We start from the raw sequence: 21,342 nt of genomic DNA on the forward strand, positions 1-21,342 counted from the left end.
TCGTGGTGCTCGGGACGACGCTCATCTGGTGAGCGGCGCCGGTGGCGCTGCGCTCGTGAGGTTGAGCACCGCCGCCGCGTTCGTGGACTGGACTTTGGTGCGCTGCTCGGGGCTGAGTCGCGCTTCGTCGAGCACGTCGGTCGCCGCTCGCGGGCTCCAGCACGGGTAGTCGGTGCCGTAGATGACCTTGTCGGGTCCGTAGAACTCCAGCGCCGTGCGGACCGTGAGCGCCTGGGGCGTGACGGTGTCGACGAAGATCCGCTTCAGGTAGTCGCTGGGCGGCAGCGGCAGCGGTTGCCGCGCGTTCTTGTCGATGCGCCCGGCCTGGTAGGGCAGCAGGCCGCCGCCGTGGGTCTGGATGATCTTCAGGTCGGGGTGGCGTTGCATGATCCCGCCGAAGATCAGCCGCAGCACCGTGACGCTCGAATCGAAGAGTCGGCCGATCGTCCGTTGCAGGGCGTCGCCGTAGTCCGACAGCATCTCGCCGAACACCAGGTCCGTCGGGTGCACGATCAGCGGCACGCCCAGTTCCGCGACCCGCGCGTAGAACGGGTCGAGCCGATCGGCGTCGATCGGCTCGACCGCGGTCACCGGCCCGAGGTTCACGCCGCGCAGATCCAGATCGCCGACCGCGTGATCGAGCACGGCCAGCGCCTGCGCGGTGTCCTGCAACGGGACCGCCGCCGTGCCGAAGAAGCGATCGCGGTGGGTGCGCTGCGCTTTCGCGATCTCCTCGTTGTAGGCGAACGCCGCATCGATCGCGTCGGTGGTGGGCAGCTGGTCGAGCAGGCCGCCGAGCACCCCGGTGGTGCACACCACGACGGTTTCCGGTCCGCTGACGGCTTCCGAGGCGGCGAGCCCGGCCTCCAGGTCGAACCACACCGCGGGTAGCGGCAGGAAACCCCGGCCCTCGTTGTAGAAGTACTTGTAGCCGTCCCCGACGCGTTCGGTGCGCGGGTGTTCCAGCCGGTTCGCCATGTGCTCGAAGTGCGATCGCGGGAACCAGTGGAAGTGGGAATCAACAACACGCATGGGAGAAAACTCCTCTCGTCAGACATTCCCCCGGTTGGCGACCAGGATTTCGGCGAACGACTCCGCCGCGCCGGGCGCGTACCGGTCGTGCAGGGTGCGGAAGAGCTCCTGGCACCGCCCCGCTGGCCAATCGGCTGGCAGGTGGGTGGCGGGCAGCCGCGGCGTCTCGCGGAGCAACGTCCGCCAACCGCTGATCAGCAGCAGGTACCGGCCGAGCGCGTCGGTGGCTTCCGGTGCTGGCTGCGCGACGTCCCATTCGCGCAGGAACTCGTGGTACCGCTCGGCGAGCTCGTCGAGTTCCCAGACCCGGGAGATCATGCCCTGCACGTCGTCGAACTTCGGGTATCCGATGAAGGCCTCGATCCGCTGGTCGATGCCCATCTCCGCCAGCGCCTCGTTCATCTCGCTGAGGTCGTGATCGCCCGGCGCGATCCACACCCCGTCGCGCAGCAGGCCGAAGCCCTCCCACGTCAGCCGCCGCCGCAGCAGGTGGCGCTTCGCGCGCTGCGACTCCGGGATGGTGAAGCTCAGAATCGTCCAGGCACCCGCCGGGCCGGGGGTGGCGCCCGGGTCGTGGAAGGTCCGCTGCTCCTGGTTGCGCACCACCGTGAGCCCGACCTCGGTGGCCCGGAAGTAGGCGATCCGGCCCTGCCGCAACCGCTCCAGCAGGCCCCGCTCGGTCATCCGGGACAGCGTCAGCCTGCTCGCCTGCGCCGACAGACCGATCCGCGCCAGCACTTCGATGTAGCCGTTGGTCGAGATCGCCGGGTTGTCCGCCACGCAGTACCGGCCCAGCATCGTCATCAGCACGGCCTGCGGCGTCGGTGTGCGGCTTTCCCCAGGCATCAAGCCTCCTGAAACGCGTGCGGTCGGCGCAACAGCGGCAGCACCTGGTTGGTGAGCACCGCCGGGGAGGGATCGGCGCCGAGCAGCGCAGCCGCCAAGTCGCGGGCCGTTTCGTCACCGAGCGACCGACCGGCGAGTGTAACGATCTTCTCCACGAGCTCAGCGGTGGTCAGCTCGTGACCGGGGTCGCCGCGGGCGTCCCGGCGCATGAACTGGACCGCACCGGAGGTCGTGCGGACCTCCACGCGCGCCCCCCAGCTCGTCGGGTAGGTCGCCGACAGGTCGTCCGCGGCGGCCACCTTCACCCGGTCCGCCAGGTCGAGGATCCGCTCGTCGCGCAGCAGTTCCGGCTGGAATTCCCACGGCGAGCAGCGGCCGCGCCGGACCGCGACGGCCAGCATGTACTGGGCGCTGGCCAGGGCGTTGAGCGAGGAGCCGAACGGTGGCGGCCGGTCCACCGCCCGGACCAGCGGTCCAGGCAGCTCGCACCGGATGCCCAACACGTCCGCACCGTCCACAGTGGTCACCGCGTCGACCGCGGCCTGCACGTGCTTGGCGCCCGCGTGCGCCTTCATGCTGGTCTGCGGCAGCAGGTAGCCGTCCGGCGGGGTGCGCTGGCGCAGCACCGGCGAGCGCGGATCCTCCAGGATGTCCAGCGGTCCCCGCCAACCCGCCCGCACGGACAGCACCGCGCTGATGGCCCGCTCGGCGGCCAGGCCGCTGAGCAGGTACCGCCCGTCGGCGTCGGCCGTGGAACCGGCGATCGCACCACCCGCCTGCTGCGCGGCGAGCGCGATCGCCGACGCCGTCTCCGCCACCGACTGGCCGAGCAGGATCGACGCCGCCGCCGCACCACCCAGCGGTGCCAGCAGCGCGGTCGGCCACCAGCCCCGCTGGATGAGGCGATCCCCGCCCACCGCGAGCGCCGCGGCGAGCGCGACCTCGTACCCGGCCAGGTAGGCGCGCAAGTAATCGGACCAGCGCACGTCCGGGCGCATCTCCAGCGCGGCGAGCGTGGCAGGCAGCACCACGCAGCCCGGGCACAGCACGGCGGCGCGGTGGATCCCGGCCACCTCCCAGCCGTTGGCGTACACACCGGCGACGAAGGCGGTGCGCCGCGAACCGGGCCGCAGCTGCACGCCGTCGGCCAGCCGCTCGACGTGCTCGCGCAGCGTGGTACTACCGGCGATCACCGCCGCGACGGTGTCCGCCAGGTGCGCCTGGGTGGCCTGGCGCACCTGTTCCGGAATGGGCTCGCCCGCGACCGCGTGCGCGCGGTCGGCGAGCTCAGCGACCAGCGACATCGGCCGTCTTGCGCAGTTCATCGGTGGCTTCCCGGTCCACTTCGGCGTTTTCGGAGAGCACCACGCCGTAGTGCTCCCGGGCCCCCTCGCGGGAGACGAAGCCGTCCAGGAAGTCCTCGACGACGTCGGCGACCGGGCGTTCGAAGGGATCGCCCCAGCCGCCGCCACCGGCGGTGCGGAAGGTGATCGACGAACCTGCTTCCAGCCGCATCCCGGTGTGCTTCTTGACGTGCACCGGTTCGGCGTCGGGCTGGACGACGATCGTGTCGTTGACCGCGCCGGGCTGGCCACCGTGCAGCCCCCACGGCGGACACGTGGTGCGCTCGTTGGCGATGTTGGTGAACACCACCTGCTGCGGCTCCGCCTCGATCTCCAAGCCGAGCCCGCCGCGGTGCCGACCGGCCCCGCCGCTGTCGGCCCGCAACTCGTGCTTGGCGAAGACGAGCGGATAGCGCGCTTCCTGGATCTCGATGGGGATGTTGCGGACGTCGCCCTGGCACACCGACACGCACGCGCTCGGCCCGTCACCGACTGGTCGGCCGCCCCATCCCCCGCCGTTGATGTTCAGGCAGACGAACCGCGAACCGGACCGCTCGTCGACGCCGTAGAAGGTGAAGCCGGACATGTCGCCCTTGTGCCCGGCGGGCACCAGGTCGGGCAGCGCCGGGGCCAGCGCCTTGATGATCGTGTCCACCACGGTCGGCAGCGAGATGCTCCACTGCCCGAGCGCCGCGGGCGGGCGGGCGTTGAGCAGCTTGCCTTCGGGCAGGATCACGTGCAGGTTCCGGAACGACCCCTCATCCACCGGGTGGGTGGGTAGGGTCAGCGCCTTGAAGGCGACCCGCGCGGCGGCGACGCCACCGGACTTGCCCGAGTTCAGCGGGCCCTGAACCTGTTCGGCGATGTCGGAGAAGTCGATCGTCAGCTCCTCGCCCGCCACCTCGACCCGGATGTCGAGCTTGATGGGATCGTCGAGCCGCTGACCGTCGTTGTCCATCCAGGAGGAAGCGAAGTACTCGCCGTCGGCCATCCGCGCCACCGCGTCCCGGGACAACCGCTCGGACTGGTTGCGCATCTCCTCGACGCAGCTGAGCACCGTGTCCAGGCCGTAGCGCTCGGCGAGTTCGGCGATCCGCCGCTCCCCCAGTCGGCAGGCCGCGATGGCCGCCCGCAGGTCGCCGAGCGACGACTCCGGCATCCGGATGTTGTCCTTGAGGATCTGCAGGACGTCGGCGTCCCACTCCCCGGCCTTGAGCACCTTGATCGAGCGCAGCTGCAACCCCTCGGAGTAGATGTCCGAGGTGGCCGTGGAGCCGAAACCGATGCGTGCGCCGCCGATGTCCACCCAGTGCGCCCGCACCGCCGGGAAGGCCACCACCTGGCCGTCGACGAAGATCGGGGTGTAGACGACGACGTTGTTGAGGTGCTGACCGGCGACGTAGGGGTAGTTCATCACGATGGCGTCGCCGGGCTCGAATCCGTCGAGCCCGTAGCGGGCGATGCCGTCGGCCACCGAGACGCCCAGGTCGGCCAGGAAGATCGGCAGGCCGCCGAGGTTCTGCGCGATGAGTTCCCCGGCCGTGTCCACCAGGCCGACGCAGTAGTCCTGGACCTCGAAGATCATCGGGTTGTAGGCGGTGCGGCGCAGGGCGGCGGCCATCTCGTCGGAATAGGCGACCAACGCGCACCGGACCACTTCGAGGGTGATGGGGTCTGGCAGTACCGCCGCTCCGCGATTTTCAGTTTTGGTTGCTTCCCGTCCAAGTCTCCCGTTTCGGGGTTTCTTGTGGCTGGGTTGCGTCACGGTCCCCTGGGGTGCGGGTGGTGAGGGCACGGGGCTACTCGGGCTGGTCATGCTGGGCTCCCTACTGCGATGACGAGGGAAAGGTCGGCGGCGACGGTGAGGACGTCCCCCTGGTAGAACACGACCGAGGAGGTGGCCTCCTGCACCACGGCCGGGCCATCGATCCGCTGTCCGGGCGCGAGGGTTTCCCGGTCGTAGACCGGGCAGGGCACCGGGTCCGGGCCGCCGCCGTGCAGGACCACCGGACGCGTCTCCACCGGCTGCGCCGCGCCGCGCGGGCGATCCGGTGCGGCCTCGGCGGGAATCGTGGCCAACGGCATGGAGATCACCGTGCGCACCCCGATGGCCTCCACCGTTTCCTCCGGCGCCTGGTGGCCGTAGAGCCGCTCGTGCATCGCGTCGAACTCCGCGCGCACCGCCGAGTGGGTCGCCGCCGAAAGGCCTTCCTCGGGTACCGGCACCGCGATGGTGAACTCCTGGCCCCGGTACCGCAGTTCGAGGAAGTGCTGCACGGTCGGCGGTTGGGCGGGTGTGCCGACGTCGGCGCGCAGCCGATCGGCCGCCTCGGCGGCCAGGTCCTTGAGGGTCACCGCGTACTGCTCGACCGTGGCTGGCTCGAAAACGGCCAGCTGGGTGCGGGTGAGGTCGTGCCGCACCTGCGAGGAGAGCATGCCCTTGGCGGAGAACTGGCCCGGCAGCACCGGGATCACCACGGTGCCGACGTTGAGTTCCCGGGCGATCGAGACCGCGTGCAGCGGCCCGGCGCCACCGGTGGCCACCAGCGCGAATTCCCTCGGGTCCTCGCCCTTCTCCACCGAAACCGCCCGCACCGCCAACGACATCTGCGCGTCGGCGATGGTGACGATGCCCCGCGCGGCGGCGATCAGGTCGAGCCCGAGCGGCTTGGCGACATGCTCCTGGATCGCGGCCTCCGCCGCGGCCCGGTCGAGACTCATCTCGCCGCCGAGGAACCGGCTCGCGCCCAGCCGCCCGAGGATCAGGTTCGCGTCGGTGACGGTGGGGCGGTCACCGCCCAGGCCGTAGCAGGCCGGTCCGGGTGCGGCGCCCGCGCTGCGCGGACCGACCTTGAGCGCCCCCGCCGCGTCGACCCAGGCGATGCTGCCGCCGCCAGCGCCGACTTCGACGATGTTGACGACCGGCAGCGACATCGGATGCCCGGTGGCGTAACCGCCGATGAAGTAGCCGGGGCTGATGTCGACCTCGCCGTCCTTGACGAGGCTGGTCTTCGCCGTGGTACCGCCCATGTCGAACGGGATGAGCCGCGACATGCCCAGCCCGTCGGCCAGCGCGGCGGCGCCGATGACACCCGCGACCGGGCCGGACTCCATCATCCGAACCGGAGAGCGCCGGGCCGACTCGACGGACATGATGCCGCCGTTGGACTGCATGATGAGCAGCCGTCCGCGGAATCCGCGGTGCGCCAACCGATCGGTCAGCGAGTCGAGGTAGCGCGACACCACGGGTCCGACGTAGGCGTTGAGCACCGTGGTCGAGGTCCGCTCGTATTCCCGGTACTCGCGCATGATCTGGTGCGACAGCGTGACGTACGCCTCCGGCCACAGCCGTTCGATGAGCCGACCGAGTTCGAGTTCGTGGTCGGGGTTGGCGTAGGAGTGCAGCAGGCAGACGGCGATCGACTGCACGCCGCTGGCGCGCAGCTCCTCGATCAGCTCGGTCGCCCCGGCGACGTCCAGCGGGGTGCGGACCGTGCCGTCGGCGAGCACCCGTTCGCGCACCTCGCGGCGCAACCGGCGCGGCACCAGCGGAACCGGCTTGCCGAAGAACAGGTGGTAGGGCTCCGAGCGGTTGCCGCGGCCGATCTCGTAGACGTCGCGGAATCCCGCCGTGGTGATCAGCGCCGTGGTGGCACCCACCCGCTGCAGCACGGTGTTGATCGCGATGGTGGAGCCGTGCAGGAAAAGCTCCGCGTCGGGCAGGTGCGCGCCGAGCTTGTCCAGCCCGTCCAGCACACCTTGGGCGTGGTCGTGCGGGGTGGTCAGCGTTTTCGCCGTGCTGAACACGCCGTGCTCGTCCACCGCGGTCAAGTCGGTGAAGGTCCCGCCGATGTCGGCGGCGATCTGTTTCATTCTTGCGCTCCCTGTCAGTCGAGATTCGCGCGCCAGGAGTCGGCCAGACCTTCCAACCGGCGGGCGAGCACGTTGAGGGCGACACCGGCCACGATCACCACGAAGACCGACGCGAGCACATCGGTGGTGCCGAGGTGCCCGGCGAAATAGCTGATGTTGTAACCAATTCCGCCGTCACCGGCGAAGAACTCGCCGACCACCACGCCGACGAGCGCGCGGCCGACCCCCAGTCGCAGCCCGGCCATGATGGTCGGCACCGAGCCGGGCAGGATCACCTTTTGCAGCAGCGCGGCTTCGCTGGCGCCGAAGGACTTCGCGGCCCGCACGAGTTGCGGATCGACGTTGCGCACGCCCTGCATCGAGTTCACGATCACCGGCACCACCGACATCAGGAACGCGATCGCGACGACCGTCGGGCTGCCGAGGCCGAGCATCAGCACCAGCAGCGGGAACAGCGCGACGATCGGCGCCGAGTACAGCAGCCACACGTACGGTTCGATCGCGTACTCGACGTACCGGTAGCGGCCCATGACCAGCCCGAGCACGACCCCCACCACGGCGGCCAGCACGAACCCGATCAGCAGTTCCAGCGCGCTGATGCCGATGCTGCGCAACAGCAATCCGGACGTCCCTTGGCTGATCAGGGATTCCCAGATCAGCTGCGGCGATGAGGTCAGGAACGAGTTGATCAGCCCCAGTGCGGCGGCCAGCTGCCAGACGACCGCCACCAGGACGAGGAAACCGCCGCCGAGCAGAACGGGGATGATGCGGCTCTGCCTGGACATCAGGCCCCCTTCCAGGACGCGACCCGGCGTTCGGTGACGCGCAGCAGGGTGGTCACGCAATAGCCGAAGACCGCGACGAGCAGCGTCAGGAACAGCAGCGGCGCGATGACGAAGCTCTGGCCGTAGCTGGAGATCTGCAGGCCGATGCCCTGGGTGCCGCCGTAGAGCTCGGCCACGATCACCGCGATCACCCCGCGTCCGGCACCCAGCCGCAGCCCGGCCATGATGGTCGGCAGCGCGCTGGGGAACAGCACCTTGCGGAACACCGCGAAGTCGCCCGCGCAGAACGAACGCGCCACCCGCACCAGGCGCGGGTCGGTCTCCCGGATACCGGCCATCGCGTTGACCGCGATGGTGATCGTCGCCTCGATGAACACCATGGCGATCTTGGCGGCCGGACCGATGCCCAGCGCGAGCACCACCAGCGGCAGCAGCGCCAGCGACGGCGTGACGTAGAGCGCGACCAGCGCGGGTTCGAGGGTCTGCCGCAGCCGCACCCGCCAGCCCATCAGCATGCCCAGCGGAACCCCGACGACGACCGCGAGCACGAATCCGGAGATGAATTCCAGCAGCGTGAGCTGCGCGTTGCTCCACAGCTCGCCGGAGCGCGCCAGCTCCCACCCGGCCTGGGCGATCGCGGTGGGGGTGCTGGTGAACTTGGTGTCGACCACCCCGGACTGCCCGGCCAGCTGCCACCCCAGCAGCACGATGATGACGCTGGTGACGACGATTCGGGCCTGCACCGGGAATTTCGCGGTCATGGCTGTGCCGCCTCTCCGCGTTTCACAGTTGTGGTTCCGCCCGGCTCGATCTCACGTTCCGTGGTTTCTTGTGGCTGGTTCGCGTCACGGTCCCCTGGGGTGCGGTTGGGGAGGACGGAGGTTGGCACGGGGGGTGTCATGACGTCACCGGCGCCCCGGTCGCGCTGCCGAAGAGCAGGTCCGCGAGATGCGTGCGGTAGCGGCCGAACGCTTCGCTGGCCCGCACCGCCGCGTCGCGCGGCCGGGGCAGGTCGATCTCCATCACTTCGACGACCCGGCTCGGGTTGGAGCCCATCACCAGCACCCGGTCCGCCAGGAAGATCGCCTCGTCGATGCCGTGCGTCACGAACAGCACCGTTTTGCGGTCCAGATCCCAGATGCGCAGCAGTTCACCGGCCATCAGCTCGCGGGTCTGCGCGTCGAGGGCACCGAAGGGCTCGTCCATCAGCAGCACGGCCGGATCCATCGCCAGGGCGCGGGCGATGCCCACGCGCTGGCGCATGCCGCCGGAGAGCTCGTGCGGATAGTTGTCCTCACGCCCGGTGAGGCCGACCAGTTCGACGAACTTCCGCGCCTCTTCCAGCCGCTCGGTCTTGCCGACACCGGCGAGTTCGAGCCCGAAGGCGACGTTGTGCAGCACCGTGCGCCACGGCATCAGCGAGGCGTCCTGGAACACCATGGCCCGGTCGGCTCCGGGCTTGGTGATCGGTTCGCCCTGGATTCGGATCTCGCCCCCGGCCACCGGGACGAGCCCGTCCGCGGCCATCAGCACGCTGGACTTCCCGCACCCGCTCGGGCCGACGATCGTGATGAACTCGCCCTCTTCGATCTCGGCTTCGAAGCCGTCCACCGCGGTGAACGAACCGGTCTTCCCCGGGTAGGAGATCCGCACCTGGTCGAACGTTATGTGCGCCATTGTCACCTTCCGTCAGCTCGCCGCGGGCAGGAATCGGGGGTCCAGCCACTGCGAATCCGGGATGCGGGCCTTGAAGACCTTGGCGTGCAATCCCATGTCCCAGAACGCGTCCATCGCCTGCGCGGACGGCAACCGGCCGTCGGGGTGCAGCTGGTCGATCCACTCCGCCATGCTGGCCTTCGCGTCGTCCAGCGAAATCTTGACCGCGGTCGACATCGCCTGCGCGGCCACGTCGGGCTGGTCCTTGGTCGTCTGCATCGCGGCTGAGAGCGTGTCGACGAACCGCTTGGCCCGGTCCGGGTTTCCGTCCAGGAAGGACGATTTGCCCCAGACGACGTGCATCGGGTAGCTGTCCACCACGTCCTTGAGGTCCAGGATCTTGCGGTAGCCCGCCTTTTCGGCGTAGACGGTCTGCGGCTGGGTGAAGATGTTGGCCTGCAACTGGCCCGCCTGCATGGCGGCCAGCCGTGCCGCGGACGCACCGCCCTGGATGATCTTGATATCGGTGTCCGGGTTCAACCCGGCCTTCGCCACCGCGTAGCGGGTGAGCAGGTCGGTGGAGGAGCCGAGGGTGGTCACGCCCCACTTCTGGCCCTTGCCTTCGGCGACGCTGTGGATGTTCGGCGTCGAGTACCAGGCGAACGCGGTCATGTCGAAGCCGCCGTAGAACACCTTGATGTCCTGGCCCGCCTCTTCGGCGGTGAGCGGCCCGGTCAGCGAACCGATCGCCACGTCGACGTCACCGGAGAGCACGGCCTTGGCCAGCTCCGCGTCTCCCTTGAAGGTCACGGTCTTGACGGTGAGCCCGTGCTCGGCCCACATGTTCCGCTCGTTGGCCAGGTAGACCGAGGCCAGCGTGGTGGCCTCGACCGGCAGTCCGAGCGTGATCGTGTTGCTGTTGTTCGCGCTGCCCCCGCCGCAGGCACTGGTGACCAACGCGAGCAGAGCGGCGATGAGAACCAAGGGACTGCGCGGCAATCGCGAAAACCGTCGAGAGGGCATAACAGACCTCGTCCTGTCCACAATGGAGTCCGAGGTGCCGACAACCGTGAGATCAACCAGGTGCACCTCGTCGTGCGTCAGGGATATTGCATCATTTCGCGACGACCGTCAAGAAGTTGATAAACCTCAGCTCGACGCCGGATCCCGCGCAGCGCGAGGCCGGGCGTCGCGACGGTCCGGTTCGCGGTGGAATGCCTGGATCGGCGGCGTTGTCGCGCGCCCGCCCGGCAGGACTGCCCTTGGGCGGCCGGAGTCTCGGTTTCGCCAGCTCAGTGCCCGTCCTCGACATCGACAGCTGGACCGATCGAGTGGTCCGCCAGTGGCGGGGGCTGCGCAGACCCGTTTCACGGGACGATCAACGACTACCGGGCGGCATTGAACTCTGGTACGACAAGCAATCAGCCGGAAATGCCACCGGGCCGATTTCGAGCCACCCCGCAACACCCCGAGCAGCGAAACACGCATCGATACGTCGAAGGCGAGGCCATCGTGGATCTCACCCACCACTTGGCTGACCAGGTCGATTCGGTCGGCAAGGAACCGACGCCCCGCGAGTTGGTCCAGCGCGCCGCGGAGCTGCGTCCCATGCTCCGCGCGCAGCAGGACGCCGCGGAGGCCAGGGGGCACTACGACGAGGACGTGCACCGCGCCCTGGTGGACGCCGACCTGTACCGAGTCCTCACCCCGAGGCGATATGGCGGACTCGAAATGGACCTGTCCGCCTACGCCCGGGTCGTCATCGAGATCTCCCGGGGCGATCCCTCCACCGGCTGGTGCTACAGCCTCGGCCACAACCACAACCTGACCACCGCTTCGCACTGGTCGGCGCAGGCGCAGGACGAGGTGTTCAACAACCCGGCCGGGTACTTCCGGTCCTCGCACAGCGTCGCGGGCGCGATCGAGGCCACCCCGGTCGACGGCGGATTCCGGCTGACCGGCGCGTCGCCCTACCAGTCCGGTGTCCCCTACTCCACCTATGCCACCGTGAACGCCGTCGTCAAGGACAGCGTCGGCCCGGACGGCTTGCCCGAGATCATCGCGGCCATCGTCCCGCGCGGCGAGTTCCAGGTGCTCGACGACTGGAGCGGTGACGGCACCCTCGGCCTGCGCGGCAGCGGCTCGAACACCGTGGTCGTCGACGACGTGTTCGTGCCCGAGCACCGCACCAGTCTGTTCGACTGGGTGCACCACGACTACGACAAGCCGTCCGAAGGCAACGAGTTGCACGGCAACCCGATGTACCTCGGGCCGGTCGCCGGGTTCTTCCACCTCGCTCTGGTCAGCCCGATGGTCGGCGCGGCCAAGGCAGCCGTGGACGAGTACGAGAACATCATCAACACCCGCACGATGCTCTTCCCACCGTTCGACCTGCGCCGCGACGACCCGCACCACCAAGCCGACCTCGGCATGGCCATGACCATGACCGACGCCGCGGAAGCGATCGTGATCCGGGCCTGCGACCAGTACATGGAGTACTGCGCGGACCTGGTCGAACGGGGAATCACCTTCACCATGGAGAAGGACGTCCGCCTGTACGGGATCATCCAGCGCGCCGGTGAGCTGGCCAGCGAGGCGGTGAGCCTCCTCTACCGCTCCGCTGGCTCATCCGCGGCCCGGGCGGGACATCCCATCCAACGCTACTTCCGCGACGTCTCGATGTACCGCGGACACATCTCGGCGCAGTACCAGTGGACGGCGATGAAGATCGCCCAAGTCCACTTCGGACTCCGCAAGAGCCCCTTCTGACTCGCCCATCACCGAACGCCCATCGCCGATCGGACCGGCCGCGTCAGGGGCCTTCGATGGGTAGGTCCACCACCAGCGTGGTGCCCGCTCCGGGTGGGCTGGTGATCGTGACCGTCCCGCCCAACGCCTGGACGCGGTCGGTGAGCCCGACCAGCCCGGAGCCCGGCCCGGCCGTCGCACCGCCGACTCCGTCGTCGCGAACCACCAGGTGCAGGTTGTCCGCCAGCACGTGCACCGCCACCCGCACCACCGACGCGCGGGCGTGCTTGGCGGCGTTGGTCAACGCCTCGGAGACCACGTAGTACGCAGCGACCTCGACCTGTTCGGGCGGCCGAGCCGGGATGTCCGCGGTTAGCTCCACCGGCACCGCCGAGCGGCGGGCGAGCGCCCGAAGTGCGGGCGGCAGCCCACCCTCGGACAGGATCGCCGGGTGGATGCCGCGGGAGAGCTCCCGCAGGTCGTCGGTCGCCGCCACCAGCTCGTTGGCGACAGCGGCCAGCCGCTGCCTGAGCTCGGGCGGCGCGCTCGCCTCGACGGCGCGCAGTTCCAGCGCCAGCGACACCAGCCGCTGCTGGATGCCGTCGTGCAGATCCCGCTCGATGCGCCGCCGGGCCTGGTCGGCCGCGGCCACGATCCGGGCCCGCGAGGCGGCGATCTCCCGCCGACTGTCCTGCAACGAGCCCGCCATCTTGTTGAAGCTGCGCTCCAGCACGCCGATCTCGCCGACGCCGCGTTCCGGCAGCCGCGCGCCGAGGTCGCCACCGGCGAGCCGACCCGCCATGGCCGCGACCCGGCGCACCGGCCTGACGATCACCCGCGAGAGATAGGCCGCGAACACCACGATGAGCACGATCGATCCGGCGAGCCCGGCGACCGCTGCGCCGATCGCGCGGCGGCCAGCCGCGCCGGAGCGGGCCTGCCGCTCCACCTCCAGACCCTGTTCGACGCCCACCAGGCGGTCGAACTCGGCCCGGATCGCGTCGATGCGCCGCGCGCCCTCGCCGGATGCCGCCTGGGTCCGGGCGGCATCGAGATCGCGCATCGCGGTGTCGACCAGCGGCGTCGAGTAGTCGCGGATGTAGGCGGCGGCATCCTGCTGGATCCGCCTGGCCAGCGCGAGCTGTCCGGGACTGTCGGCCACCAACCGGTGCAACGCCTCGGCCTGCGCGGGAATGGCGGCCTGCCCGGACCGCCACAGGTCGAGGCTGTCGTCCTGCCCGGTCACCAGGAACCCGCGCTCGCCCGCCTCGACGTCCACCACCAGCCGCTCCAACCGGTTGGCCGCCACGACCACTTCTTCGGACCGCCGGGTGCTTTGCTCCGACGCGCGCAGGTCGGCGACCGAGGCGAGCAGGACCGCGAAGGCGGCGGCGACGATCAGCGCGAGCAGGCCGCTCGCGATGAGCATGCGACGCGTCAGCCCGGCCCTGAGCTCCGGCTCGGGTGCCCCGCGCGGTCTCCACGGCATGCCCACAGCGTGGGACGCTTACCGGTGAGACGCTGGTCGATGATGCTGGTCAAGCCGATGGAGCCGCGGTGCGAGTGATCCTGGCCGAGGATGACGTCCTGCTTCGGGAGGGCCTGGCCAGCCTGCTCGAACGGTCCGGCTTCGAAGTCGTCGGGCAGGCGGGCGACGGCTCGCGGCTGCTCGCACTGGTCCGCGACCTGGCACCCGACCTGGTGGTGGTCGACATCCGGATGCCGCCGACGCACACCACCGAAGGGTTGGACGCCGCCCGGGTGATCCGCACCGAGTTCCCCGAGACCGCCATCCTGGTGCTGTCCGCGCACGCCGACGTCGAGCAGGCGATGGAGCTGCTGGCCACCGGGCAGCGGATCGGTTACCTGCTCAAGAACCGCATCACCGACGTCGAGGAGTTCATCGAAACGCTGGAGCGGATCGCCAAGGGCGGTTCGGTCGTGGACCCGGCGCTGGTGCAGGAGCTGGTGACCGCGCACCGGCGCGACGACCCGCTGGCCGCGCTCAGCGCGCGCGAGCGGGAGGTGCTGGCGTTGATGGCCGAAGGTCGCTCCAACGCGGGCATCGCCCGCCGGTTGTGGCTCACGGAGGGAACGGTGGAGAAGCACGTGCGGCACGTGCTGGCCAAGTTGAACCTCCCGGAGACCGACGACGTGCATCGTCGGGTCCAGGCCGTGGTCACCTTCCTGGAAGCCCGCTGACCTGCCCGGATCCGTCGTCGCGGTGATGGTCGTCGCCGGATTGGCGGAGCAGGTCGCGGATGGCGGCGGCGGACAGCGCGGTCTTGGGCAGGAACCCGACCGCCGGACTGGCCGCGATCAGCTCCGCGTAGTCCTGTTCGTCGTGGGTGGAGATCAGGATCAGCCGCGTGGGCGCAAGACCGGCGTCGCGGTGCAGCCGCCGGACCACGTCGAAGCCGCTCTGCCCACCGAGATCGATGTCCACCAGAGCGACATCCGGCCGCAGTGCCGCCGCCTGCCGCAGCGCCTCCGCGCCCGTGGCGGCCACCCCGACGACCGCGATGTCCCCCGCCTCCAGCACTCCGCGGGCGGCAGCGGCGAAACGCGGACTGTCGTCGACGATCAGACAGCGGAACACGACCTCACCCCTCCCGCGCACTCACGTCCGCTCATCCGCACCGCTTTCCACGGCCGGACGCGCTGCGGCGGTCGCCCGCCGCCACCGACCGACCAGCACCAGCACGCCGATGAGCGCGTCCACCACCAGCAGCAGCCAGATCAGCGCGGTGTAGAGGTGCAGCTGCGCCTCGGTCGCGGTGGGCGCGGCACCGTACTCGATCAGCAGCCACTGCTGCGAAGTGCCGGTCAGCACCAGCGTCAGCCAGCCCGCCAACCCCCGGGAACCGTCCCACAGCGCGTGCAGCAGGACCACCAGCACGTACCAGCCGATGATCGCAACGCCGAGCCGCGGGCGGCCCCGCCGCGCCGCCGCCGCGAACAGCGCCGCGCCCAGGATCGCCGTCCACAGCCCGTGCCCGACCGGCGCCACGATGCCGCGCAGCGCCTCGGTCTCGACCAGGTTCAGCAGGTTCAGGCCACCACCGGAGGTGAACAGCGCGTTGAACGCGTAGCCAGCGCTTTCGAACGCGGCGAACCCGAAACCGACGGCGGCGCCGAGCACCATCCCATCCCGCATCGTGTAGCGGGGCAGTCGCCGGGCCAGCAGCCACAGCGCGGCGAGCTTGACGGCCTCCTCGATCAGTCCGACGCCGACGTAGGTCAGCCCGGCGGGTCGGCCGAGGAAGGCGGACTCCAGGACGGAGGCTCCCAGCACGCCGAGCACCCCGCCGTAGACGAAGGCGATGAAGACGCGCTGGCCGGTGACGACCTCGTCGGAGTGCTCGAACGCGTAGGCGACGAAGGTGACCGGGATCAGGAAGCTGCCCAGCAGGATGATGGTGGGGATCAGGGTGACGTTGCCGGTCGCGAACGTGACCAGCACCGAACCCAACCACAGCACCAGTCCGCCGCCGAAGATCCGCACCCACCCCGGCCCGGTCCGCAGCCGGTGCGGCCGGGTTCCGGTGGACGTGGCGTTGTCCGGGACCTCCTGCGCTGCCGGTGGCATCATGGTCGTTCTCCCCTCACGTCCGCTCGGCTTCTCGCGGGGTGGCAAGCCCGCTATCCCGAGCGTGGCGCTGCGCAGGCCGGATGTCGTCACCGCCAGCAACCATTCGCCCTGGCGGCTGGCAGGTATTCGAGCTGCCTGCTACTGGACCTCCGGCGCGGGGGACGACCAGCATCCGCGTGCGCTTGAAGCGCCGCGCGGCCGGACCGGCACCACCGGCCAGCATCCGTCCACAAGGGACATTCGATTGCCATGCTCGCCCCGCTCTGTGCGGCGGCCTCGATGACCGCGCGGCTCAGCAACCGACTCGCAGGTACGAAGGAAACTGGAACCGCAGCGACCGCTGATCATCGTTTGGCGATCAGATGCCGGTGGCTGCGGGCTGGCGGTTGTCCCGTGCCTGGGCGAGCGTGTCGCGCAGTGCGAAATAGGCGGGTTTGCGGATGAAGTCGTCCCACATGACCGTTGCCGCGCCTTCCTCGGGGAAGGTCACCGGGACCCAGGAGTACTTGTCGGTGCAGCCCCAGATGGTGAACGAGTCGCAGCCGTCGACGTTCAGGCAGGCGACCAGCGTCCGGCGGTAGTAGTCGGCCTGTTGTGCCAGCTGCGCATCGGTCGGCACGCCGTTGTCGGGCAGGACCATCCGCACGTCGAGCTCGGTGATGGCGGTGGCGAGGCCGAGTTCGTCGAACCGGCGGAGGTTCTGCTCCAGATCGGCGGGGAAACCGTTCGCCAGGCTCAAGTGGGCCTGCGCGGAGAAGCCGTGCACCGGCACGCCTTGGGCCCGCAGGTCATTGATGAGCGCGTAGTAGGCGTCGCTCTTGGCGTTGACGCCCTCGACGCCGAAGTCGTTGAAGAACAGCTGCGCCTCGGGATCGGCTTCGTGGGCCCAGCGGAACGCCTCGGCGATGATGCCCGGTCCTAGTTCGCGGAGCCAGATGTTCTCCTCGGTCCGCAGGTTGCCGGAGTCGTCGAAGATCTCGTTGGCCACGTCCCACTGCTGGATGCGGCCCGCGTAGCGGCCCACCACGGTCATGATGTGCTCGCGCAGGATCTCGCGGAGCTCGTCGGCGGAGAAGTCGCCGTTCTCCAGCCACTCGGGGTTCTGGCTGTGCCACAGCAAGGTGTGCCCGCGCACCACCTGTTGGTTCTGCTCGGCGAAGTCGACGATCGCGTCGGCCATGCCGAAGTTGTAGCCGTCCCGTTCGGGGTGGATGTACTCCCACTTCATCTGGTTCTCGGGCGAGAGCGAGCTGAACTCGCCAGCCAGCACATCCCGGTACGGCGCGTCTGAGGTGAACGGATCGGGGTAGGGCTGGTCTTCGTGGTGGCCGCCGCCTGCGACGGCCGATCCGATGACGAAACCTTCGGGCGCCGCTTCGCGCAGCGTGTCCGGCGCGCGGTGATCGAGGGGTTGCGCGGCGGCGACCTGGGTCACCAGCGGAATCGCCAGTGCGGCGGCGAAAGTGGCGGTCACGAGGCGGTTCGGCATCATTGCGGACTCCCGCTTCCACGTACCGGCGCTGCTACGTACCGGCGTTGCTTGGAAAGTTCCGGAAAGTTTCAAAACTTCGCGCAACGGACATTAGGCGGTACGCGAGCGGGGCGTCAAGATCCCCGATCTACCGGCAGCGGAAGGCGGTGGGCGAGCGCCCGGTTGTTCCGGGCGACAGCTGCACTCCCCCGGAAACCGTTGGGCGACCAGGTGAGCACGTGTCCGCACGCACGGCGGTCATGGCTTGCGGGCGACGCCGCCGAGGACGATCTCGTCGATGTCGGCGAGCGGCTTGAGCCGCGGCCCGTCCGGCCACCAGTCCGCGATGCGGGTCAACCCCGGTTCGAGCATTTCCAGTCCGGTGAACAGCGACTCGATCCGCGCTCGGCCGCGGAACGTCGCCGACCCCAGTCCGCCGTTGTTGAACAGGTCCTGGATGCGACGTGCGGTTGTGCTGGCACCACTGCCGTCGGCCGGGTCGTACCAGTGCGTCAGCGCCAAGTACGAGCCGGACGGCAAGGCGTCGAGGTAAGCGGCCATGATCCCGTTCGGGTCCTCGCGAATCGGGCACCTGGCGGTGGCGTCCACATTGCCAGGCGACCCCAGCCGGACGAGCAGGAAACCCAACGTTGATCAGGCACGCCGATCGTGCTGGGCGAGCTGTTAGAAGTTCATCTTGGACAGTTCGTCGGCGGCGTGCGTGGCGACGTCTCTCAGGCGTTGCTCCAGGATCTCGCGCGACGCCGTCTTGTCGATGAGTCTCATCTCCACATCGATGTTGCGGATCAAGACGGCGAGTATCGCGGTGTCGTTCGACTTGTACAGCAGCAGTGCCGCCCGGTCGGTATTGGGAATCTCGATTCGCGGCCATCGCCCGTACCACCGGTCGAAGGAGCTGGCATTCATCTGCGTGGGAGTCGCGGTGATCTGCCTGCGGTCCCACTCGGGAGTGTGGAACCAGCGGTGGAACCGAATCTGGAGCTCGGGGGTATCGGTGCCGTCTGAAGGAGGTTGGACATCGCCCGGCCCCCAGCGGCAGAAGAGCGTCTCGCTACCGTTACGTTGGGAGTCGTCCTCGTGCCGCCTGGTGTGCGTGATGTCGGCGTAGCTCGTCGTCGACAGCGTCGACAGCGTCGACGGCGGCACCAGGACGCACAGGTCGGACAGCGGGCCGAATTCCGGGGGCGCGGCCTGGCTCGGCCCGCCTTTCGGCGACTCGGGCGGTAATGGGCTGCACCCGGCGAGCAGTGCGGCGACGATGACGACCAGCGCCCATCTTGGGCCTCTTGCGCGGTTCACGGGCGGAATCTCGCGAGCAGTACGCGGGTCGTCGGGCAGGTGGCGATCTCGCCCGGTATCCACACAGCGTCCATTGTGGATCGTCTCCACTCGAACATCACGCCCACAACGCGCCTCCTCATCGAAGTGTCAGTGTATCGACGTTGCTGGGCTTGTCCTGCACACGAGCCGCCGCGCGCTGGTGAGATTGTTATACGGCACGGACACTTGTCCCCTTTTCCCTAATGGGAGAGCCGCTGACCGGCGGGGCGCGGTGCTGGGTGCGATGCCTGGACACGGCAACATGTGTTGGAAGGGCTGAACTCCCGGTCGTGGTCATCTAGGCTGCGGACCGAAGCGCGCCTGGACGGGTCAGCTTGGGCGGGGTTGCGGCTGGAACCTCGGGTGATCCATCGACCTCCCGGGCAAGGGGCGGCGCGGTGTGCGCAGATCTTTGAGGGGGTGACAGCCTGGATGTCCGAGCCGGGCCCAGGTCGACCTACGGTGCCGCCGACCACCGCCGCCGATCAGCAGGAGGTGTGGACCGCGCCACCACCCCGTCGTCCGCTGAAACCCACTGATCCGGCCACGATCGGCCGCTACCGGCTGGAAGCGGTTCTCGGCGAGGGCGGGATGGGCCGCGTCTACTTGGGGCATACGCCAGCCGGGAGCTCGGTAGCGATCAAGGTGGTACACCGCGAATACGCTGCTGACTGGTCTTTTCGTCGACGTTTCGAGCAGGAAGTGGCCGCGGCCAAGCTCGTCCACGGGCTCTACACCGCTCCGGTGGTCGACGCCGATGTCCAGGCGGACGAGCCGTGGCTGGCCACTGCCTACATTCCCGGCCCCTCGCTGCAGTACGCGGTCGCCGAATACGGCCCCTTGCCCGTCGACGCGACGCTGACATTGCTCGCCAGGGTGGCCGAGGCGTTGGAATCCATCCACGCCGCGGGAGTGATCCACCGCGACCTCAAACCCTCCAACGTCATCCTCACCGCCGACGGACCCAGGGTCATCGACTTCGGCATCGCCCGCGCTGCCGAAGTCAGCTCGGTCACCGGCACCGACGTCCTGCTCGGTACACCGGCCTACATGGCACCGGAGTACATCCTGGGGCAGACACTCACCCCAGCGGTCGACGTCTTCGCGCTGGGCGTCGTGGCGAACTTCGCCGCCACCGGCGAGTTGGCCTTCGGCGGCGGATCAGGACACGTTGTCGTCCACCGGATTCTGGAACAGGACCCCAACCTGGACGGGTGCCCTGAGCCCGTCCGCGGTATCGCCGCGGCGTGCTTGACCAAGGACCCCCAGCGGCGTCCCGCGCCCGCCGAGGTCATCGACCTGTGCGGTCAACCCGCCACCACCGTTGGCAGCGACGGTCACGCCACGCCGTCTCCTGACTCATCTCAGCCCGCCGCCGTCTCGGACGTGCCCGGTGCTGGCACACCCCCGGCGACCCCGACACAGCGCGACACGGCAGACGAGACCTCCCCCAACGCTCCTGCCGCCGCAGCGCCCCCAGACACCCGGCAATACACCCAGCTCCCGCACACCCGGCAATACACCCACGCGCCGCACCCCCAGACGACTGCCCGGCCACGGCACCTCGGGCTCCTGTTGCTGATCATCGGAGCGGCCGTCGCAGTGTTCATCGCGGTTGTGCTCGGCATCTCCGCCCTCCTCACCGCCGGTCCGTCGTTCTACCTCGACGACACTCTCTACGCCAGTTCGCTCGACACGAGTTCGAACGAGGCGATTTCCAGCGTGGCGTTCAGCCCGGACGGCCAGCTCCTCGCCACCACCAGGGGAGGCATGCTGGAACTGTGGGATGTGCCCGGCCGCGAACGGCGCGTCATCCTCAGCGGCCGATACAGCAGCAGCTCAGCCAATCATGTGACCTTCAGCCCGGACGGCCAGCTCCTCGCCACCGCCAGGGTGGACGGCACGGTGGAGTTGTGGGATGTGGCTACGCGTGAACAACGCGCGACCATCACCGGCAACACCGAGCAGATCAATGACCTGGCGTTCAGTCCCGACGGCCGCATCTTGGCCTCCGCTGGCCAGGACAGCAGGGTGCGGCTGTGGGACGTGGCCAGCGGTCAAGAACTCGCCATGCTCACCGGCCACCTCGAAGCGGTGAATGGTGTGGCGTTCAGCCCGGACGGTCGGCTTCTCGCCACTGCCAGCAGGGATGGCACGGTGCGACTGTGGGATGTGGCCACCCGTGCACAACGCGCCACCCTCACCGGTGAATACCGCGTCGCAGTCAGTCGTGTCGCCTTCAGCCCCGACGGCGGGCTCCTCGCCACCGCCGACGACTACAGCAAGGTGGCCCTGTGGGATGTGGCCAGCCGCGAACAACGCGCCACCCTCGCCGACGACACCGACAACCGCAGTGGAGATCTCAACGGTGTCGCCTTCAGCCCCGACGGCAAGCTCCTCGCCACCGTCGGCGACGACGGCAAGGTGGAGCTGTGGGATGTGGCCAGCGGCCGAAAACACACCAGCGAAACCAGCCCCGACCCCAGCGGCGAAAATATGGATTATTCCTATGATTATTCGGTGAACGACGTGGCCTTCAGCCCGGGCGGCCAGCTATTCGCCACCGCTGGCTACGACGGCACCGTGAGCCTTTGGCAAATCCGAAAGTAGGAGAGATACCTACGCCGCGCCCGACCCCTCCACGGCACGGCTGGG

General features: G+C 69.2%; 18 protein-coding genes. 3 read left to right on the plus strand and 15 right to left on the minus strand.

Annotation, left to right across the window (positions count from 1 at the left end; translation table 11 throughout):
- Positions 1-21 precede the first annotated feature (21 nt).
- The 9 genes from ACTWQN_RS01180 to ACTWQN_RS01220 form a co-directional block, all read right to left on the minus strand.
- Positions 22-1,032, minus strand: a complete 1,011-nt coding sequence (locus ACTWQN_RS01180) for an amidohydrolase family protein (RefSeq protein ID WP_443201391.1) — start codon at positions 1,030-1,032, stop codon at positions 22-24.
- Between the two features lie 18 nt (positions 1,033-1,050).
- Complete coding sequence (locus ACTWQN_RS01185; protein ID WP_443201392.1) at positions 1,051-1,878, minus strand: PaaX family transcriptional regulator; 828 nt, start codon at positions 1,876-1,878, stop codon at positions 1,051-1,053.
- Positions 1,878-3,182, minus strand: a complete 1,305-nt coding sequence (locus ACTWQN_RS01190) for an MmgE/PrpD family protein (RefSeq protein WP_443201393.1) — start codon at positions 3,180-3,182, stop codon at positions 1,878-1,880. Before ACTWQN_RS01190 ends, ACTWQN_RS01185 begins: the two co-directional genes overlap by 1 nt.
- Entirely contained in the window at positions 3,166-5,037 is a 1,872-nt protein-coding gene (locus ACTWQN_RS01195; RefSeq protein WP_443201394.1) for a hydantoinase B/oxoprolinase family protein, read from the minus strand. Before ACTWQN_RS01195 ends, ACTWQN_RS01190 begins: the two co-directional genes overlap by 17 nt.
- Positions 5,034-7,094 carry a hydantoinase/oxoprolinase family protein gene (locus tag ACTWQN_RS01200; protein WP_443201395.1) on the minus strand — a complete coding sequence of 687 codons (2,061 nt, stop codon included), beginning with the start codon at positions 7,092-7,094 and terminating at the stop codon, positions 5,034-5,036. The genes ACTWQN_RS01195 and ACTWQN_RS01200 overlap by 4 nt, the downstream gene beginning before the upstream one ends.
- A 14-nt stretch (positions 7,095-7,108) precedes the next feature.
- A complete protein-coding gene (locus ACTWQN_RS01205; RefSeq protein WP_443201396.1) occupies positions 7,109-7,879 on the minus strand; it encodes an ABC transporter permease in 771 nt (256 codons plus the stop codon).
- Positions 7,879-8,640, minus strand: coding sequence for an ABC transporter permease (locus ACTWQN_RS01210; protein ID WP_443201397.1), 762 nt, complete (start codon positions 8,638-8,640; stop codon positions 7,879-7,881). Before ACTWQN_RS01210 ends, ACTWQN_RS01205 begins: the two co-directional genes overlap by 1 nt.
- A gap of 136 nt (positions 8,641-8,776) precedes the next feature.
- On the minus strand, positions 8,777-9,556 hold the full coding sequence (locus ACTWQN_RS01215) for an ABC transporter ATP-binding protein (RefSeq protein WP_443201398.1): 780 nt from the start codon (positions 9,554-9,556) through the stop codon (positions 8,777-8,779).
- Positions 9,557-9,568: 12 nt separating this feature from the next.
- Positions 9,569-10,534: an ABC transporter substrate-binding protein gene (locus ACTWQN_RS01220; protein WP_443201399.1), complete on the minus strand. Its 966-nt coding sequence runs from the start codon at positions 10,532-10,534 to the stop codon at positions 9,569-9,571.
- A gap of 513 nt (positions 10,535-11,047) precedes the next feature.
- Between ACTWQN_RS01220 and ACTWQN_RS01225 the strand changes: the two genes are divergently transcribed.
- Positions 11,048-12,304 (plus strand): acyl-CoA dehydrogenase family protein, encoded by a 1,257-nt coding sequence (locus ACTWQN_RS01225; RefSeq protein WP_443201400.1) that lies wholly within the window; start codon positions 11,048-11,050, stop codon positions 12,302-12,304.
- 43 nt (positions 12,305-12,347) lie between these two features.
- Here ACTWQN_RS01225 and ACTWQN_RS01230 read toward each other — a convergent pair whose 3' ends face one another.
- Complete coding sequence (locus ACTWQN_RS01230) at positions 12,348-13,772, minus strand: CHASE3 domain-containing protein (protein ID WP_443201401.1); 1,425 nt, start codon at positions 13,770-13,772, stop codon at positions 12,348-12,350.
- A 68-nt stretch (positions 13,773-13,840) separates the two neighbouring features.
- On the opposite strand from ACTWQN_RS01230, the gene ACTWQN_RS01235 reads away from it, so the two are divergent.
- A complete protein-coding gene (locus ACTWQN_RS01235; RefSeq protein ID WP_443201402.1) occupies positions 13,841-14,485 on the plus strand; it encodes a response regulator in 645 nt (214 codons plus the stop codon).
- On the opposite strand, the gene ACTWQN_RS01240 is transcribed toward ACTWQN_RS01235, so the two are convergent.
- The 5 genes from ACTWQN_RS01240 to ACTWQN_RS01260 all read right to left on the minus strand — a co-directional run bounded on the left by ACTWQN_RS01240 (position 14,463) and on the right by ACTWQN_RS01260 (position 18,756).
- Complete coding sequence (locus ACTWQN_RS01240) at positions 14,463-14,882, minus strand: response regulator (protein WP_443201403.1); 420 nt, start codon at positions 14,880-14,882, stop codon at positions 14,463-14,465. The genes ACTWQN_RS01235 and ACTWQN_RS01240 overlap by 23 nt on opposite strands.
- Before the next feature lie 21 nt (positions 14,883-14,903).
- Positions 14,904-15,875 carry a PrsW family intramembrane metalloprotease gene (locus tag ACTWQN_RS01245; protein ID WP_443201404.1) on the minus strand — a complete coding sequence of 324 codons (972 nt, stop codon included), beginning with the start codon at positions 15,873-15,875 and terminating at the stop codon, positions 14,904-14,906.
- A gap of 358 nt (positions 15,876-16,233) precedes the next feature.
- Positions 16,234-17,367: an endo-1,4-beta-xylanase gene (locus ACTWQN_RS01250; protein WP_443201405.1), complete on the minus strand. Its 1,134-nt coding sequence runs from the start codon at positions 17,365-17,367 to the stop codon at positions 16,234-16,236.
- A 237-nt stretch (positions 17,368-17,604) separates the two neighbouring features.
- Positions 17,605-17,955, minus strand: a complete 351-nt coding sequence (locus tag ACTWQN_RS01255) for an SAM-dependent methyltransferase (RefSeq protein WP_443201406.1) — start codon at positions 17,953-17,955, stop codon at positions 17,605-17,607.
- 75 nt (positions 17,956-18,030) lie between these two features.
- Entirely contained in the window at positions 18,031-18,756 is a 726-nt protein-coding gene (locus ACTWQN_RS01260; protein WP_443201407.1) for a hypothetical protein, read from the minus strand.
- A 393-nt stretch (positions 18,757-19,149) separates the two neighbouring features.
- Between ACTWQN_RS01260 and ACTWQN_RS01265 the strand changes: the two genes are divergently transcribed.
- On the plus strand, positions 19,150-21,297 hold the full coding sequence (locus ACTWQN_RS01265) for a WD40 repeat domain-containing serine/threonine protein kinase (RefSeq protein WP_443201408.1): 2,148 nt from the start codon (positions 19,150-19,152) through the stop codon (positions 21,295-21,297).
- Positions 21,298-21,342: the final 45 nt, after the last annotated feature.

This window comes from Saccharopolyspora antiqui, assembly GCF_052246905.1.
Classification (GTDB): Bacteria; Actinomycetota; Actinomycetes; order Mycobacteriales; family Pseudonocardiaceae; genus Saccharopolyspora.

Excerpts from the sequence above, each read along its gene's own strand:
- ACTWQN_RS01180 (WP_443201391.1), bottom strand. The coding sequence starts at position 1,032 with ATGCGTGTTGTTGATTCCCACTTCCACTGGTTCCCGCGATCGCACTTC.
- ACTWQN_RS01185 (WP_443201392.1), bottom strand. The coding sequence starts at position 1,878 with ATGCCTGGGGAAAGCCGCACACCGACGCCGCAGGCCGTGCTGATGACG.
- ACTWQN_RS01190 (WP_443201393.1), bottom strand. The coding sequence starts at position 3,182 with ATGTCGCTGGTCGCTGAGCTCGCCGACCGCGCGCACGCGGTCGCGGGC.
- ACTWQN_RS01195 (WP_443201394.1), bottom strand. The coding sequence starts at position 5,037 with ATGACCAGCCCGAGTAGCCCCGTGCCCTCACCACCCGCACCCCAGGGG.
- ACTWQN_RS01200 (WP_443201395.1), bottom strand. The coding sequence starts at position 7,094 with ATGAAACAGATCGCCGCCGACATCGGCGGGACCTTCACCGACTTGACC.
- ACTWQN_RS01205 (WP_443201396.1), bottom strand. The coding sequence starts at position 7,879 with ATGTCCAGGCAGAGCCGCATCATCCCCGTTCTGCTCGGCGGCGGTTTC.
- ACTWQN_RS01210 (WP_443201397.1), bottom strand. The coding sequence starts at position 8,640 with ATGACCGCGAAATTCCCGGTGCAGGCCCGAATCGTCGTCACCAGCGTC.
- ACTWQN_RS01215 (WP_443201398.1), bottom strand. The coding sequence starts at position 9,556 with ATGGCGCACATAACGTTCGACCAGGTGCGGATCTCCTACCCGGGGAAG.
- ACTWQN_RS01230 (WP_443201401.1), bottom strand. The coding sequence starts at position 13,772 with ATGCCGTGGAGACCGCGCGGGGCACCCGAGCCGGAGCTCAGGGCCGGG.
- ACTWQN_RS01245 (WP_443201404.1), bottom strand. The coding sequence starts at position 15,875 with ATGATGCCACCGGCAGCGCAGGAGGTCCCGGACAACGCCACGTCCACC.
- ACTWQN_RS01250 (WP_443201405.1), bottom strand. The coding sequence starts at position 17,367 with ATGATGCCGAACCGCCTCGTGACCGCCACTTTCGCCGCCGCACTGGCG.